This is a genomic window from Xanthomonas sp. WHRI 10204 (assembly GCF_040202875.1).
In the GTDB taxonomy this organism is placed as follows: Bacteria; Pseudomonadota; Gammaproteobacteria; order Xanthomonadales; family Xanthomonadaceae; genus Xanthomonas.
Map to the genome: position 1 here is coordinate 525,299 of NZ_JBEGDW010000001.1, position 16,405 is coordinate 541,703.

Annotated in this window: 12 protein-coding genes and 1 other RNA gene; 10 read left to right on the forward strand and 3 right to left on the reverse strand. The window is 64.4% G+C overall.

Annotated elements, in window-relative coordinates; translation table 11 throughout:
• Positions 1-6: 6 nt before the first annotated feature.
• Complete coding sequence (locus tag ABQZ00_RS02340) at positions 7-993, forward strand: YiiG family protein (protein ID WP_323537694.1); 987 nt, start codon at positions 7-9, stop codon at positions 991-993.
• Positions 994-1,138: 145 nt separating this feature from the next.
• Entirely contained in the window at positions 1,139-2,080 is a 942-nt protein-coding gene (locus ABQZ00_RS02345) for a YiiG family protein (protein ID WP_323537693.1), read from the forward strand.
• 276 nt (positions 2,081-2,356) lie between these two features.
• Here the strand turns inward: ABQZ00_RS02345 and ABQZ00_RS02350 are convergent, their stop codons facing one another.
• Positions 2,357-3,229, reverse strand: coding sequence for an ion transporter (locus ABQZ00_RS02350; protein WP_055848510.1), 873 nt, complete (start codon positions 3,227-3,229; stop codon positions 2,357-2,359).
• Positions 3,230-3,301: 72 nt separating this feature from the next.
• Here ABQZ00_RS02350 and ABQZ00_RS02355 point away from each other — a divergent pair, with 72 nt between their 5' ends.
• A complete protein-coding gene (locus ABQZ00_RS02355; protein ID WP_323537692.1) occupies positions 3,302-4,528 on the forward strand; it encodes an acetylornithine transaminase in 1,227 nt (408 codons plus the stop codon).
• 557 nt (positions 4,529-5,085) lie between these two features.
• Here ABQZ00_RS02355 and ABQZ00_RS02360 read toward each other — a convergent pair.
• Positions 5,086-5,703 carry an HAD-IA family hydrolase gene (locus ABQZ00_RS02360; RefSeq protein WP_323537691.1) on the reverse strand — a complete coding sequence of 206 codons (618 nt, stop codon included), beginning with the start codon at positions 5,701-5,703 and terminating at the stop codon, positions 5,086-5,088.
• A gap of 392 nt (positions 5,704-6,095) precedes the next feature.
• Here ABQZ00_RS02360 and ABQZ00_RS02365 point away from each other — a divergent pair, with 392 nt between their 5' ends.
• The 7 genes from ABQZ00_RS02365 (at position 6,096) to azu (ending at position 13,049) form a co-directional block, all read left to right on the forward strand.
• Positions 6,096-8,378, forward strand: coding sequence for a TonB-dependent receptor (locus ABQZ00_RS02365; protein WP_323537920.1), 2,283 nt, complete (start codon positions 6,096-6,098; stop codon positions 8,376-8,378).
• A 67-nt stretch (positions 8,379-8,445) separates the two neighbouring features.
• A complete protein-coding gene (locus tag ABQZ00_RS02370; protein ID WP_323537690.1) occupies positions 8,446-10,053 on the forward strand; it encodes an NAD(P)/FAD-dependent oxidoreductase in 1,608 nt (535 codons plus the stop codon).
• Entirely contained in the window at positions 10,050-10,475 is a 426-nt protein-coding gene (locus ABQZ00_RS02375) for a c-type cytochrome (RefSeq protein ID WP_323537689.1), read from the forward strand. The genes ABQZ00_RS02370 and ABQZ00_RS02375 overlap by 4 nt, the downstream gene beginning before the upstream one ends.
• A gap of 22 nt (positions 10,476-10,497) precedes the next feature.
• Positions 10,498-11,001, forward strand: coding sequence for a RidA family protein (locus ABQZ00_RS02380; protein WP_323522226.1), 504 nt, complete (start codon positions 10,498-10,500; stop codon positions 10,999-11,001).
• Between the two features lie 30 nt (positions 11,002-11,031).
• On the forward strand, positions 11,032-12,234 hold the full coding sequence (locus ABQZ00_RS02385; RefSeq protein WP_323537688.1) for a pyridoxal phosphate-dependent aminotransferase: 1,203 nt from the start codon (positions 11,032-11,034) through the stop codon (positions 12,232-12,234).
• 128 nt (positions 12,235-12,362) lie between these two features.
• Positions 12,363-12,439, forward strand: a non-coding RNA gene (locus tag ABQZ00_RS02390) — sX9 sRNA.
• A 160-nt stretch (positions 12,440-12,599) separates the two neighbouring features.
• Positions 12,600-13,049, forward strand: a complete 450-nt coding sequence (gene azu, locus ABQZ00_RS02395) for an azurin (protein WP_323537687.1) — start codon at positions 12,600-12,602, stop codon at positions 13,047-13,049.
• Positions 13,050-13,201: 152 nt separating this feature from the next.
• Here the strand turns inward: azu and ABQZ00_RS02400 are convergent, their stop codons facing one another.
• Positions 13,202-15,970, reverse strand: a complete 2,769-nt coding sequence (locus ABQZ00_RS02400; RefSeq protein WP_323537686.1) for a winged helix-turn-helix domain-containing protein — start codon at positions 15,968-15,970, stop codon at positions 13,202-13,204.
• Between the last annotated feature and the right edge of the window lie 435 nt (positions 15,971-16,405).

Here is a 16,405-nt window from a genome sequence, read left to right on the forward strand (position 1 = left end):
GGACGTTTGCCTGTGTTCCTGAAGCCCGGCGCGTTTGCGCCCGCCCTGTTCGTGCTTGCGCTCTGCGCCGGCTGCAGCAAACAGACCACGCCGACCGGCAACGCGGCGGCAAGCAAGAGCGCCGATGCGCCGAGCGATGCGCAGCATGCGCTCAACGCCAAGCTCGGTGCGTATATCGATTGCTTCAACCGCGTCGATCTGCCGGTGCATACCGGTGCCAAGCATTACACCGGTTCGATCGACGATGCAGCCGCCGGCCCCAGCGGGCGCGAAACGCGCGTGGCCGGCCCCTACGACATCAGCGACGTCGACATGAAGGCGTGCGATGCGCCGGTCAGCGCGGCGGCTGCGGCGCAACCGTCGCTGCCGGCACTGGATGCGGCGGCCCGGCAGTATCACGCGGCCTTGCAGGTGCTGCGGCCGATCAGTCACCAGGTGGCCGATTACTACGCGCGTCAGGATGATGAAGACGACCAGTTCGCCAAGGGCAAGCAACTGCACGCGCCGTTGATGGCGGCGCTGGAGCGTTATGCCGAGGCCAGCAGCGCATTCGGTGCCGAGCTGGAAGCGCAGAACGATGCAGCGCATCGCGAAACGCTCAAGACGCTGGAGCGGGAGGAGGGACGCACGCGCGAGTATTACCGGCTGTCGATGATGCTCGATGCCAAGCAACTGACCGACGTACTGCAGGAAGATCAGTTCGACACCGCGCGTGCAAACACGCTGCTGGACGGCTTCAACCGCCTCTCCGACGAGGCGCATGCCAAGGTGGCCGACCAGGAGCCGGACAAACTCAAATGGAACAGCTTCGAAACCGCTGCGGAAGACTTCCGCAGGCAGGCCAAGGCGCGGGTAAAACGCGTGGTCGACAAGACGCCCTACAGCCGCATCGAACAGGGCTGGCTCGATAGCCCCTCGCTGGCGCCGGAAGGATCGCCGCGCAAGTTGCTCAATACCTACAACGCGTTGGTGTCCGAGAGCAATCGACAGTAGTTGCCAGCGTCATCGCACGATGCAGCGCGTGCGGCCATACGCCCGGCGCTGACGACAACGCGCGCGGTCGACTGTTGCTCACCTCACCTCACCTCACCTCACCTCACCTCACCTCATTTCTTCACCACTGCACAGGAACCACCGCATGCGCCATCCACGTCGTTACGCACCGCTCAGCGCAGCGGTTGCACTTGCCGCACTGCTCGCCGGCTGCCAGAAAGATGCGCCGGTTGCGGCTGCGCCCGATGCCGACAAGATCAATGCCTACATCGCCTGCTTCAACGGTATCCAGCAGCCGCTGCATGAGAGTTACCAGACCTACACCGGCTGGATGAAGGACCCGCAGGCCGGGCCAACGGGCAAGGAAGAAAATATCCGTGCACCGGGAACGGTGCTGTCGCATCGGGTCGAGGCTTGCGGCGCACCGATGACTGCCGCATTGGCGCAGCAACCGGCCAATGCCGAACTCGACCCGGTCGCAAAGACCTATCAGCAGCGGTTTGCCACGCTCAATGAGCGCATCGGCGAAGCGGTGCGGTATTACGATCGCGAGGATTATCTGCGCGACGACGGTAAGGGCATGCGTGCGCTGCATGCGCCGTTGATGCAGGCCTACGCAGCGTTCTTCGATGCGGGCGACGCGATGAATGCGGCACTGGACCGCAACGAAGACACCCGGCGTCAGGCGCGGATCGATGCGATCGAAAAGGAAGAAGGCCGCAGCGCGTCGTGGTATCACTTGAAGATCACCGGCGAAGGCAAGCATCTGGTACAGGTGTTGGATAGCAATGCACCGGATCTTGCGGCAGCGCAAAGCCAGCTCGCGCGTTACCAGAGCATTCTGGAAGAGGCGCAGAAAGCCAAGGTGGGCCAGGGCGATGCGATGTGGGGACACATGGAACGCGCTGCCGATAAGCTGGCGCGCGAGTCCGGACGTCTGGTCGAGCGCATCCGCACCAACACACCGCTGAGCAAGAGCGAGCAGATGCTGCTGGAAAGCGGCTCGATCCCGCCGGGCGGCACGCGTCAGGCAGTGCTGGCCAGCTACAACGATTTGATCGACATGAGTAACCGCATGTCGCAGTAAGCGCGACCTGCACCGGCTGCGCTCAACACCTGGCGCGCTCTTTCGGGTGCCAGGGCTGCATGGGCGGGACGTGGGTCGCTTCGGTCAGGCGGTCCGCAACGGGCCGGCGATGGCGCGCCGATTGTTGGTTGGCCACTGTGCTGCGAGACGGATGCGCCAAGCTCGTGCTGCGGCAGTGTGGGCGGCGATTGCCTGCGCACCGGTCACACAGCTTACGGTGGTGATGCCCACCACGTGATTTGCCTCCCGTCGATGCCTGCGCGCTGCCGCCTTGTGTCAGCCGTTGGCGATATCCGGCAGCGGCTCGGCGCATTGCCGGCAATAGCGCGCGTCCGATGCGTGGCCTTCCAGCCCGCAGCGGGCGCAGTTGCGAACGTCGCGCCGACCGGTGTGGCCGCCTTCGCGCAGCGTGGTGGCAAGCTCGGCGGTGTAGATGCCGGTGGGCACGGCGATGATGCTATAGCCGATCAGGATCAGTGCCGAGGTGACGAAGCGGCCCAGCGTGGTTTGCGGCACCAGATCGCCAAAGCCCACCGTAGCCATGGTGACGATGGCCCAGTACATGCTGGTCGGGATACTGGTAAAGCCGTGTTGCGGGCCTTCGATGACATACATCGTGGCGCCGGCGATCACGGTGATGGTCAGCACGGTGAACAGGAATACCAGCACCTTGCGGCGGCTGCGCCATAGCGCGTCCACCAATTGCCCGCTTTCCTGGATATAGCGGGTGAGTTTGAGGATGCGGAACAGGCGCAGGATGCGCAGCACGCGCACGACCAGCAGGGTCTGTGCGCCCGGCACGAAGAACGACAGATAGCTGGGCAGAATCGACAACAGGTCGATCACGCCCCACACGCTGAGCGCGTAGTGCAGCGGGCGCCGCACCACCGCCAGGCGCGCCACGTATTCGATGGTGAACAGGACCGTGAATGCCCATTCCAGCGGCACCAGCCAGTGCGCCGAATGCGCATGGATGCGCGGCACGCTGTCGATCATGATCACGATCACGCTGGTCAGGATCGCCACCACCAGCATCAGGTCAAAATTACGCGATGGGCGCGTGTCGTGGCGGTAGATGATGTCGAACCACTGCCGGCGCCAGCCGTCGGTGGTGGCGGGAGTGAGCTGAGGATCGGAGAAAGGGCGCATGCGCACATTGTGCCGCAGGCCGGCGAATGCGCGAGAATGCGGGTTCTCCCTCCGCTTCTGCGACCCACCATCATGAGCACCGCTGCCGATTCGCCCCTGTCCCTCGCGCACTACTACCTGCCGGTGTATCGCCCGCGCCAGGTGGTGCTGGAGCGCGGTCAGGGCAGTCGCGTATGGGATGACGCGGGGCGCGAATATCTGGATCTGTCCTCCGGCATCGCGGTGAGCGGGCTGGGCCATAACGATGCGGATCTGGTCGCCGCGCTCACCGAGCAGGCGGGCAAGCTGTGGCACACCAGCAACATCTTCTACAGCGAGCCGCCGCTGCGGCTGGCCGAGGAACTGGTCGGCGCGTCGCGTTTTGCCGAAAAAGTCTTTCTGTGCAACTCCGGCACCGAAGCCAACGAGGCGGCCATCAAGCTGGTGCGCAAATGGGCAAGCAATCAGGGCCGCCCAGCCGACAAGCGCGTCATCGTGACGTTCCGCGGTAGCTTCCACGGCCGCACGCTGGCCTCGGTCACCGCCACCGCACAGCCGAAATATCAGGAAGGCTACGAGCCGCTGCCGGGCGGATTCCGCTATGTGGATTTCAACGATGTGGCGGCGCTGGAAGCGGCGATGGCCAGCGGCGACGTAGCCGCGGTGATGCTGGAGCCGATCCAGGGCGAGGGCGGGGTGATGCCGGCGGCGCCGGGCTTCCTGGCGCAGGTGCGTGCACTGTGCGATCGACACGATGCCTTGTTGGTGCTGGACGAAATTCAATGCGGCATGGGCCGCACCGGCACGTTGTTCGCGCATTGGCAGGAGCAGGTGACGCCGGACATCGTGACGCTGGCCAAGGCGCTGGGTGGCGGGTTCCCGATCGGCGCGATGCTGGCCGGCCCCAAGGTCGCCGAGACCATGCAGTTCGGTGCGCACGGCACCACCTTCGGCGGCAATCCGCTGGCTGCTGCGGTGGCGCGCGTGGCGCTGCGCAAGCTGGCTTCGCCGCAGATTGCCGAAAATGTGGAGCGGCAGTCGGCGGCGTTACGTGCGGGCCTGGACGCGCTCAATGCCGAGTTCGACCTGTTCGCACAGGTGCGCGGGCGTGGGTTGATGCTCGGCGCGGTGCTGGCACCGGCGCATGCCGGCCAGGCCGGTGCGCTGCTGGATCTGGCAGCCAAGCATGGCTTGTTGGTATTGCAGGCCGGCCCGGATGTGCTGCGTTTTGTGCCGGCACTCAATCTGACCGACGCCGAGCTGGCCGACGGCCTGGCGCGTCTGCGCCTGGCGATTGCCGAGTACGCCGCGCAGCGGTAACGGGTTGCTTGGTCGGTTGCGTGTTGGTGGCTGGTAGGGCGCTGATTGGTAAGGCGTGTGACGCGTGAGCGGGTGCGTTTGTGGATTGCGTAAGGCGGTGTCTAGGTGACGGCCCTGTATCGCAACCCCGGACCCTCACCCCAACCCCTCTCCCGACGGGAGAGGGGCTAGTTGGTGCAGTTGGGTTTTACTTCGACTGGTCTGGTTGCGTATTTGTGCACGATTGACCGTGTTTTCCTCGCGCGTGCGCGGAGGAGGGCACGCGGGCGGATGGGATATCGATGATCGTGTGCTCGGCCTGATTCACTGCAGCGTGGCGGCATTCGTCCACTCGGGTGGTGTGTTGCCTGCCAGCGCATTCGCGTGCAGATGTAAGTGTTGCTGGCCTCTCGGCACAGGGTTGATCTCTCACGCAGGTCGGCGAACGCTGATCAGACTTCCGACTTCCGACTTCCGACTTCCGACTTCCGACTTCCGACTCCCGACTCCCAACTCCCAACTCCCAACTCCCAACTCCCAACTCCCAACTCCCCATTCCCGATTCCCGATTCCCTATTTCACCCCAACCCATACCGCTTCAACACACGCCGCAATGCACGCGCATCGCGCACGGTATCGGCATGCAATCCGGCGGCGCGGGCGCCGCGGACGTTGACGAATAGGTCATCGACGAACAAGGTGCGTGCCGGTTCCGCACCCAGCTGCGCAAGCGCGCGCTGATACACCTCCAGCTGCGGTTTTCTGCCGCCCAGCGCACCGCTGCACAGTACGCGGCCCTGCAATAACGGAAACAGCGATGGCACGAGTTGCGCGATCGCTTCCGCCATCAACGGGCCGTTGTTGGTGAGCACTGCCACCGCGGTCGTCGCCGACACCGCCAGCACCTGCGCTACCACCGCGGGATCTGCGCGGCACGCTGCCACGCGTGCCGCGATCCAGGTGGCGCGGTCGATCGGATGTCCCAGCCCGTCGCTCAATTGCGTCAGATAGGCCTGCGTGTCGAGCTCACCGGCATCGTAGGCACGCTCCAGTCCCTGTTCGAACAGGACCTGCTGCACGCGCTGCGGCGGACATGCAGCTGCAGTTGCCAATGCGGCCAGCCGGCGCGGGCGCGAATAGCTGGCCAACACGCCATCGAAATCGAGCAGCAGCAAGGACGGGCGTACAGGCGACATGGGGCGTGCTCATGAGGTGAGCACGCAGCGTTGTCGATCTGCCGCCGCATCGCAAGCATGCGGGATCTGCTATGCCCGGATACGCGCGAACGGGTAGGCGCGTGGCGCGCGACGTCTCACACCCGCGTACGGCGGTCGCGCACGCCTTATCGCTAAAGCCCTGCGCGTCCATCGGCACGCCAACCTGAGCATCTGCGCTACGGATTCAAAGGTTCTAGCTCGGTAAGAACCTACCCGCATGCGCAGACCCTACCCTCCGCACCGCGTCTGCGGCGCAACCTCGCTGGGTATGGTCGATCCATGCCGCATCTGCGGTATCAGCCGGTCTTGGGGAGCGGGTCCGGTCACTCAGCACGCAGCACTTTCCAGGGGTCGATTGCATGCCTAAGCGCTTGAACACCGATCAGTTGGCGACCGCGATGGCCGCCATTCTCACCGCCGCCACGCGTCGCCACACGCTCGCCTCGATGACCCTGCTGATGTCCGGCGCGCATAGCCTGCCGACACTGGCGCAGGACGCACGCACCCTGGACGCGGTCAGCGTGGTCGGCACCGGCTCCACACGTACCACTGCCTCCATTTCGATGGACGAGATCCAGGCCCAGGTACCGGGCGTGGCACCGCAACAGCTGCTGGCCAGTCTGCCCGGCGTCAACGTGCAGACCACCGACCCGTTCGGGCTGTATGAGTTCGGCGATTCGATGACCATTCGCGGATTTTCCGCCAACCAGATCGGCGTGACGCTGGACGGCATTCCGATCGAAACCTTCGACACCCGCGAAGGCGGGCCGATCACACGCTACGTCTCCAGCGAGAACCTGCTCGATGTCACGGTGTCCGCCGGCTCGGGCGATGTCACCCAGTCCTCCTATCACGCACTCGGTGGTGCGATCCGCTACACCAGCCTGCCACCCAAGGGCGGCGATAGCTGGAGCGGCAATCTCACCCAGACCATCGGCTCGGACGATTTGGTACGCAGTTTTGTGCGTCTGGATACGCCGGAGTGGTGGGACGGCGGGCCGAGTGCCTACCTCTCCGCATCGCGCACGCAGGGTGGGGTGTGGGACATGGAACCGGCCACGCAGAAGAGCGATCACTTCGAAGCCAAGGTGCGCCAGGCATGGGATGCCGGCAGCCTGACGTTGGGCTGGATCTACAACAACCGCAAGGATTACGACGTGCAGTCGTACAACTCCGACGGTTCGGTGTCGTGGGATCTGCACGAACGCATCACCGGCAATCCGGAAGTGGATGCCGAGCATTACAGCGAATGGCAAAACGGCCGCCGCGATTCGCTGCTCAGCCTGCACGGCGATTTCATGTTCAACGACGCCATCGGCATCACCTTCACCGGCTACTACGAAAACAAGCACGGCTACGGCGTCGGCGGCACGCCGCCGAGTACCGCCACCGGGTTGTACAACGATGCGATTGCCGGCACCCCAGGGCGCACCGATATCGCCATCAACGATCCGCAGATCGTCGATGCCACTGGCAATGTCACCCGCGTCGGTGCGATGACGCGGCGCGAAGAAATCATGGGCGGCGATCGCTACGGTTTGACCACGGCCGTGGCGTGGGAGACCGAGCACAACAAGCTGGAAGTGGGCGCCTGGTACGAGAGTTACGACTTCGATCAGGTGCGCCCGCTGTACAACCTGGACCCGGCCACCGGCGCTTTACTCAAGAACGCTCTGCCCATCGTCATCTACTACGACAACCACTTCTCCACCGAGGTGAAGCAGCTCTACGTCAAGGACACGCTGCGCCTGCTGGATGATCGGTTGACGATGGAATTCGGTGCCAAGGGGCTGGATGTCAAACGCGACTACAACGGGATCGCCAATCTGGACGACTTCAACGTCGGTGTGCGTCGCGCGGTGACCATCAAGAACAGCGACTGGTTTCAGCCGCAGGTCGGTGCAAGCTTCCAGCTGGCCGAGGGCGTGCAGGTGTTTGCCAACTACGCGGAAAACTTCAGTTCCGCGCCGCGGCTGGCGCTGACCTCCGGTGCATTCAATCCGGATATCGCACCGGAAGAATCCACCAACATCGATATCGGTATCCGTGCCGAATCCACGCAGTGGAGCGGTTATCTAGCCGCCTACAAGATCGATTATTCCAACCGCATCATCGCGTTGACCGACCCGGACCCGCTGGTGGTGGCGCCCACCGTGTACGCCAACGTCGGCGACGTGCAGACCTATGGTGCGGAACTGTCCGGCATGTGGAAGCCGGCGCCGGGCTGGCGGCTGGGTGCATCGTTGACCTGGAACACCTCCGAGTTTCAGGACAACTACTTCGGCCCGGTCAGCGGCGCGCTGGTGCAGGTGAAAGGCAATGACGTGCCCGATGCGCCAAAGCTGATGTTCAGCGTCAACGGCGGTTGGGAAGGCGAGCACTTCTTCGCCAACCTCGACACCAAATACACCGGCAAGCGCTACGGCGACACGCTCAATACCGACCAGGTGGATGCCACTTTCATCGTCAATGGCAGCGTTGGGTATCAAGGCGGCGATGCCGGGTTTCTTGCCGGTGGCCGCTTGCAATTGTCGGCCTACAACCTGTTCGACAAAGACGATGCGATCGGCGCGGTGTTTCCCAACGAAAGCTCCGGCTCGTACCAGTTGATCGCACCACGCCAGCTGTTCGCAAGCCTGTCTTACCGATTTTGAGTGATCGACGCGGCCGGCATTGTGGCCGGCCGCGCGACTGTCCACGACATGCAGGGGATGTGCGTTGATGCAAGGCAATCACACTGGGGCGATGACGCGGCGGCAATTGCTGGCGCGCATCGGCATGACCGCTGGCGGCGCGATGATGTATCAGGCGATGAGCAGCCTGGGCATGGCGGCCGAATCGCGCTTTACAGGGCCAATGCAGCTGGATGGCGACCCGAAGGGCGCATCGGTGCTGATTCTGGGCGCGGGTCTGGCCGGGATGACAGCGGCCTTCGAACTGCGCAAGGCCGGCTATCGCGTGCAGGTGCTGGAATACAACGGCCGCCCCGGTGGCCGTAACTGGACGTTGCGTGGTGGCGATCGTTACACCGAACTCGGCGGTGCAACCCAGCATTGTCAGTTCGACGATGGGTTGTATCTCAATCCGGGGCCGTGGCGCATTCCGCATCACCACAAGGCGGTGTTGAGTTACTGCAAGCAGTTCGGTGTGGCGTTGGAAGCGTTCAACCAGGTCAATTACAACGCGCTACTGCATAGCCAGAAAGGCTTCGATGGCAAACCGCAGCGCTTCCGCGCGATCGATGCCGATTACAAGGGCCATGTCTCCGAGTTGCTGGCCAAGTGCACACAGCAGCACGCACTGGATACGGCAGTCAGCCGCGAAGATCAGGAGGTGCTGTTGGAATCGCTACGCAGCTGGGGCGCGCTCGATCGCAACTTCGGCTACGTCAAAGGCAAGGACAGCAGCGAGCGGCGTGGCTTTTCGCGCTACCCCGGTGGTGGCTTGTCGGGCAAACCGGAATTTTCAGACCCCTTCAGCGTGCAGGACGTGCTGCGTTCGCGGCTATGGACCACGCTGGCGGCCGGCAACAACTACGAAATGCAGACCACCATGTTTCAGCCGGTGGGCGGCATGGACCAGATCGGCAAGGCGTTCGCGCGCCAGCTCGGCGATGCCATCACCTACAACGCCAAGGTCACCAAGATCGATCAGGACGGCAGCGGCGTGCGCGTGTCCTGGCAGGACGCCACCCGCGGCGGCGAAGAACGCATGGCCAGCGCGGACTGGTGCATCTGCACGATTCCGTTGTCGGTGCTCAGCCGGATTCCCACCACCGCCAGCGACGCGATGACCACCGCGATCGGCAAGGTGCCGTACGCCGCGTCGGTCAAGGTGGGCCTGCAATTCAAACGGCGTTTCTGGGAAGAGGACGAGGCCATCTACGGCGGCATCAGCTACACCGATCTGCCGATCACCTTGATCAGCTATCCCAGCACCGGTTACCACAGCGCCGGCAAGGGGGTGCTGCTCGGGGCCTACGTGTGGGGGCTGGATGCCTATCAATTCACTTCGATGAGTCCCGAGCAGCGGGTGCGCAAGGCCGTCGAATACGGAACGCAATTGCACCCGCAATATCCGCGCGAATTCGAAAACGGCATTGCGGTCGGTTGGCACCGTGTGCCGTTTACCCACGGCTGCTTCGGCATGTGGAGCGAGCAGGCGCGTGCCGAACATTACGAGCCGCTCTGTCAGATCGACGGCCGCCTGGCGTTGGCGGGCGAGCATGTGTCCTATATCCCGGCCTGGCAGGAGGGCGCGATCCTGTCGGCACACGATGTCGTCGGCCGCCTGCATCGCAAGGTCATTGCCGGCGGAGGTCGCGCATGAGTCTGTTGCCACGTGTGTGTGCTGCGGCCGTTGCGCTGCTCATCGGCGCTGCGCTGCTTCCGCCCGGTCTGCGCGATGCGCAGGCGCAAAGTTCCGACGCCACCGCGCTGTATCCACAAAAGGGGTTCGCCGCCGCCTCCGGCGAGCATGTCTACCGTGCGGTCTGCCAGGGCTGCCACATGCCGGCCGGCAGCGGTGCGCAGGGTGCCGGCGAATACCCGGCGCTTGCGGGAAATCCCAAGCTGGCGGCTGCGCCCTACGTCACCATGATGGTGCTCGACGGCAACGCCGGCATGCCGGGATTTGGCGACATGCTCACAGATCGTCAGGTGGCCGAAGTGGTGAGCTATGTGCGTACCCATTTCGGCAATGACCATGCCGAGCGTGTCACCGCCGACGACGTCAAACTGCTGCGCCACTGATTCTCTCTTCCAAGGAGTCGCCATGTTCCGTCCCGCCGTCAATGCCCTCGTTGCCACCGTCGTGTTGTCTGCAGGCCTCAGCCCTGCAACTGCTGCCGAGGTGATCCGCCACAAGATTCCCAATAGCGATTTCCCCATTGCCGCGGCGGTGGAGGTTCCGGCCGGCAAGGCCACCGTGTATGTCAGCGGCAAGGTGCCGGCAGTGGTAGATACCAGCGTGCCGAAGGATTCTGCGGCCGCCTACGGCGACACCAAGGCGCAGACGGTGAGCGTGTTGAAGCAGATCCAGGACCAGCTGAAATCGCTCGGCCTGGGCATGGGCGATGTGGTGAAGATGCAGGTGTTTCTGGTCGGCGACCCGGCCATGGGCGGCAAGATGGATTTCAACGGGTTCATGGAAGGCTACCGCCAGTTCTTCGGCACCAAGGAACAGCCCAATTTGCCGGCACGCTCGGCCTTCCAGATCGCTGCGCTGGGTAATCCGCTGTATCGGGTGGAGATCGAAGTGGTCGCCGTGCGTCCTTGAGTTTGCGTCGTTGCCTTGCTGGAGAGCGCCATGAATACCCCGCTGTCGCGCCGCAGATTTCTGCGTGATTCCGCCCTGTTTGCCGGTGCCGCCGGGACCGGCGCATTGCCGCTGTTTGCCAATGCTGCCGAACGCACCGCTGCCGTTGTGCCACCAGCGGCAGGCGCGTTATCGCCGGTAATGATCGGCTCCAACGAGTTCCCGGATGGCCCGTCCGCAGCAGCGGTCAGGGCCATTGCGCAGATTGCACCGCAGGGCGGGCGCTATCTGCGCGAGGTCCAGATGGAACTGATGACCACGCTGGCGGCAGAGCTCAAGTTGCCGGTGAACCATCTGATGGCCTATGCCGGCTCCACCGAGCCGCTGGATTACACGATGCTGGCCTTCACCTCGCCCAGTGCCGCGCTGGTCACTGCCGACCCGACCTACGAATCGGGGTGGCGCGCTGCCACGCGCAATGGCGCTACGTTGATCAAGGTGCCGTTGCGCAAGGATTTTTCGCACGACGTGCAGGCGATGTGCGCCGCCGACGCCAATGCCGGCGTGATCTACATCTGCAACCCCAACAATCCCACCGGCTCGGTCACCGCACGCAAGGATCTGGACTACGCATTGGCGCACAAGCCCAAGGGCAGCGTGCTGGTGGTGGATGAGGCCTATATCCACTTCGCGCGCAGCACCCGCAGCGTGGTGGACATGGTGGCTGCCGGCGAGGACGTGGTGGTGTTGCGCACCTTCTCCAAGCTCTACGGCATGGCCGGCATCCGGCTGGGGTACGCGGCCGCGCGCCCGGAGCTGCTTGCCAAGCTGATGTTCTACAGCGTCAACAGCCTGCCGGTGACGGCGGCCGCCGCGGGTCTGGCCAGCTTGCGCGATCCCGATCTGGTGCCACAGCGCCGTGCACGCACTGCAGCCACGCGGCAGGACGTCATCGATTTCCTCAGTCAGCAGGGCTATGCGTGTACGGCGTCGGAGAGCAACTGCTTCATGGTCGATGTGAAGCGGCCGGCAGCAGGTTTCAAGGACGACATGGCGACCTTTGGCGTGTTCATCGGCCGCAGTTGGCCGGTGTGGCCCACCTGGTCGCGGATCACCGTGGGCACTCCCGAAGAGATGGCACGCTTCAAGCAGGCGTTCGTGCAGGTGATGGCCGGCAAGCGCGGCCCGCTGCCGCTGCCGCAGGCCACAGCCGATGTGAACGATCCAATGCGCGACTTCTTCCGCTATGCGTAGCGTCGTCTGCGCGACTGCCGCGCGGTGATCCTGCAGCTGTGGCTGTCGCCTGATGCGCTGGATATTTAGAGCAGCTAACAAAACGACTGTGCAGCCGCCAGGCGGGCGCGGCCGGTGCTCGGTGCGGCATGTACCACCCGTACACTCCGGTTCTGATCGCACCGTCCACACCCACCTGACGACTGCTCGCTACGTTTTGTTAGCCGCTCTTAGCGTCGGCGCATCTCGATCGCCGCGCACATTGGATTGTGCGGCGGCGCAGCACTGCATTGGCAACGGCAAGGCGCTACTCTGACCGCACTGGCGCAGGCGCGAGCGTCGGTCGCTTGCACACACCGCGCTTTCTTATTGCAGGAGGACTGCCTTTGAAGCTGTTTTCGACGATTGCTGTGCTTGGCCTGATAGCGATGGCGCCCTCGGCCTGGGCGCGGACCTGCGCGGTGACCATCACCGGCAACGACCAGATGAAGTTCGATCAAAGCGCCATCACGATTGCACCCGATTGCACCCAAGTGGATGTGACGCTCAAGCACGCCGGCAAGATGGCCGCCACGGTGATGGGGCACAACTGGGTGCTGACCAAGTCCGCCGATTTCCAGGCGGTGGCCAATGACGGCATGCGCTCGACCATTGCCGACAGCTATCTGCCCAAGGCCGATGCGCGTGTGATCGCGCATACCAAGGTGGTCGGTGGCGGCGAAAGCACCACGGTCAGCTTTGCAACCAGCAAACTCACCAAGGGCGGCGACTATACGTTCTTTTGCTCGTTCCCCGGGCACTGGGCGATGATGAAAGGCACGTTGAAGTTTGGGTGATGGTGGGGCGCTTGGAGTCTGTCTCCAGCGCCCTTCGCCGCGTTGACGCAGCCGCATCGACCAGGCGACAGCCACCGCATCGCCACGCATGCGCAAGTGTCTTCGCGGTCACAGGCGTGTGCATCCGCGATGCATGATGATGTGCACGCCGCTCAGCGCGGCAGCGTATCCGATGCTTGCTGCGTGTCCTCGCCGCGCAACACTCCGCGCTGCAGCGCCTGCGCCAACGCACTTTCACGGCTGCGTGCGTCGAGCTTGCGGTACAGATTCTTCAGATGGAATTTGACCGTGTTTTCCGACAAGTGCAGGTGGCGGGCGATCTGCTTGTTGGAATAACCGCGCGCTAGTTGCGCCAGCACTTCCAGTTCGCGTTCGCTGAACACATCGCTGGCGGGATCGTCGTCACCACTGAGGCGTTCGAGTAGCGCCTGGATGGTCAATGCACGCGTGGTGCCGCCAACCGTTTGCGGGTCGTGTTGGCGCAGCGAGCGCAACATTGCCTTTGCCGGCAATCCAAGCTCCATGATCGCCTGCCAGCTCTGCGTCAGCGCCACGTGGTCCAGCGCACTGTACAAATGCGGCAGGGCAGCGAGCAGTTCGCCGCGCTGCTGCAGCACCAGTGCGATGCGGGCGCGGGTGCGCGCGAGATGGCAGGCGTTATCGCTGCTCAGACAGGCCTGCTCGATCTGGCCGAGAATGGTCAGCGCCGCATGGCTACGCCCGGCCAGGCGATGCCAACGTGCCAACGCAAAGCCCATCGCCGCACGATCGCGCCAGCGATGCGCCGAGCGCAGGGTATGCGCCAGCCCGGACTCCCCGCCAGTGCGCGCGATCACCACATCGATTGCAGCGTTGCCGGGATGCTCCAGCAGCAACATCAAGCGCCATGCCGACGCCAGCTCTGACAGTCGCGCCAGCTTGCGCCCATGCGCGATCTGCTCGACATGCTCAAGCAGCACCAGCGCACTACGCCCGCTGTGATCACGCACGCGTTCCAGACCCAGCGCGGTGTCGTACGCGGCCGCCAGCACGTCCACGCCGCCATCGTGCTGCTCGAGCAGTTCCAGCGCCGGATGCAGTAGGTCGGCGGCATCGTCGTGGTGGCCGCGCTCGTAGTGCACTTGCGCGAGCAGACAGTTGCCGGCCGCTTCCAGCACGCGGTCCAGTTGCGGCGTGCGTGCGCACCAGCTCAGCGCTTGCCGATAACAGGCTTCGGCATCGCCGAGCCGCCCGCGGTAGAAAAAGCTCTGGCCGAGCGAGAGCAACGCCTGACTGGCGCCCAGATCGCTGCCGCCACGGTGCATCGCATCGCGCGCGGCCAGGGCATAGCGCTCGGCCACGGCAAACCCGCCCTGTGCCAGCGCGGTTGTGGCACAGATGCACAGCAAGGTGCCGCGGCCGAGATGATCGTCTTCGTCCAATGCGCTCGCCTGCGCGGCAATCTGGGTCAGGCCATGCGGATTGCCGCAGATCTCGTCCAGGCGGTCGCGCAGCAATGCCACCACCACGGTGTAGTCGCGCTGCAGTGGCTCGCGCACGGCTGCCGGGAAATCGCGGAAGCGTTCCAGCAACAGGCGCGCATGACTGAACTCGCCCAGTTTCAGATGCAGATACGCCTGGGTGAGATTCAGTGCAGGCGTGTCGCGGATGCTGCGGTGCTCGAAATGGCGCAGCAACGCGCGCACTTCATGCATGCCGTGGGTCAGCAGTAATTGCCAGGTGCCGGCGCGCGCGATGTAACTGGCAGCCAGGTCGCCGCACTCGCCACGTGCGGCATGGCGCACGGCGTCGGCCAGATGCTGGTGCTCGCCGAACCAGCGCGCCGCGCGCTGATGCAGCTGCACGGCCTGGCCGGGATGGTCGCGATCGAGCCATTGCTGCAGGAAGTCGGCAAACAACGGGTGATAGCGGAACCATTCGCGCTCGCCATCCAGCGGCACCAGCAGGCCATGGAAATGGTCCAGTCGCGCCAACAGCCGGCCGCTGTCGTCGCGTTGGCGCACCGCATCGGCGAGCGCGGCGTTGACGCGATCGAGCAGGCTGGTGCGCAACAGCAGATCGCGCGTGTCGGCATCGAGATCGTTGACGACCTGTTCGGCCAGATACGCGGCAATCTGCGTGCTGCGCCCGGAAAAACGTGCGGCGACTTCCTGCTGACGTTGCGCATTGCCTTCCAGCCACAGTCGCGCCAGATGCAAGGCGACCGGCCAGCCTTCGGTGTAGCGCAACAGCTCGTCGACCACCGGTGCCGGGATGTGCGGTCCCAGCAGTGCGCGCGCTTCGTCGTTGTCCAGTGCCAGTTGCGCGCTGCCGATGCGACTGAGGTGCGCCTGCAGATCCAGCCGCGCCAGCGGCAACGCCGGCACGCGACGCGTGGCCAGCAACAGATGCAGGCGCCCGCCACTGTGTTCGACCAGGCGCAACACCAACTCATCGACCGGGCCATTCCCGAGCCGGTCGTAGTCGTCGAGGATCACGCTGATGCGCCGCGATGCGCTGCGCAGCGCGCGGATCAACACGGTGGCCGCATCGCGCGGGTCCTGGTCGCGGTTATGCATCACGCCGGCACACAGCGCCGGATCTGCACCCGCGCCCTGCAGCGCCAACGCGAGATGGCCGAGAAAACGCGCCGCATCGGCATCTTCTTCATCCAGCGACAGCCACGCTACCGCATCGTCGTGCGCGCGTCTGCGCGCATGCCATTGCGCAAGCAAGGTGGTTTTGCCGAACCCCGGCGGGGCCAGCAGCAGCGTGAGTGGCCGCAGCTGCGCCTGATCCAGTGCCGTCAGCAAGACCTCGCGTACTACCGCACCCGGGCGCGGCAATGGCGGTTCCAGCTTGCTGGCAAGCAGCCAATCGGGAAGCGCATGGTCGCGCAATGGCGACGGGCGCGGGGTGAGCAACGCAACAGGCTTGAACATGAGGCGAGGGCGGCCCTGACAAGCGTCAGCAGCGCGCCGGCTCGACACGCTGCACAACCAGAGTGAAACAGCGGCGACGGCCAGCCTGTCACCACAACGGCGACAACGACAGATCGGCTGCTTCGAGGGTCCCCACCCATGCCCGTCCGTGAGCACCTTTCAGAAAGGTATGACAGCCGTAAGACAAAAGCAAAGTGTGCTGGGGCTAACTGCGGTGGCCGTCGCAGGCAACCATGCAGGCTGTGCGCTGGGTCAGGCACTGCTCGCCCCGCTGGGCTGTTCAGTGCGGAGGGGCAGGAGAGTGGTAGCGCCTATTCATCGCAGCCAGCGTGCGTCGGCGGCTCCGCGAGCGCCGGCCGGTCACTGCGATTCGCATCGCCGCGCGGGCGCTGCGGAGCCTTGTCAGTTGCCTTCGGTGACATTAGGCAAACAGGC

What these genes read in the sequence shown, in the direction of transcription:
- ABQZ00_RS02345 (WP_323537693.1), top strand. Translation starts at nt 1,139, where the DNA reads ATGCGCCATCCACGTCGTTACGCACCGCTCAGCGCAGCGGTTGCACTT.
- ABQZ00_RS02350 (WP_055848510.1), bottom strand. Translation starts at nt 3,229, where the DNA reads ATGCGCCCTTTCTCCGATCCTCAGCTCACTCCCGCCACCACCGACGGC.
- ABQZ00_RS02355 (WP_323537692.1), top strand. Translation starts at nt 3,302, where the DNA reads ATGAGCACCGCTGCCGATTCGCCCCTGTCCCTCGCGCACTACTACCTG.
- ABQZ00_RS02360 (WP_323537691.1), bottom strand. Translation starts at nt 5,703, where the DNA reads ATGTCGCCTGTACGCCCGTCCTTGCTGCTGCTCGATTTCGATGGCGTG.
- ABQZ00_RS02370 (WP_323537690.1), top strand. Translation starts at nt 8,446, where the DNA reads ATGCAAGGCAATCACACTGGGGCGATGACGCGGCGGCAATTGCTGGCG.
- ABQZ00_RS02375 (WP_323537689.1), top strand. Translation starts at nt 10,050, where the DNA reads ATGAGTCTGTTGCCACGTGTGTGTGCTGCGGCCGTTGCGCTGCTCATC.
- ABQZ00_RS02380 (WP_323522226.1), top strand. Translation starts at nt 10,498, where the DNA reads ATGTTCCGTCCCGCCGTCAATGCCCTCGTTGCCACCGTCGTGTTGTCT.
- ABQZ00_RS02385 (WP_323537688.1), top strand. Translation starts at nt 11,032, where the DNA reads ATGAATACCCCGCTGTCGCGCCGCAGATTTCTGCGTGATTCCGCCCTG.
- ABQZ00_RS02400 (WP_323537686.1), bottom strand. Translation starts at nt 15,970, where the DNA reads ATGTTCAAGCCTGTTGCGTTGCTCACCCCGCGCCCGTCGCCATTGCGC.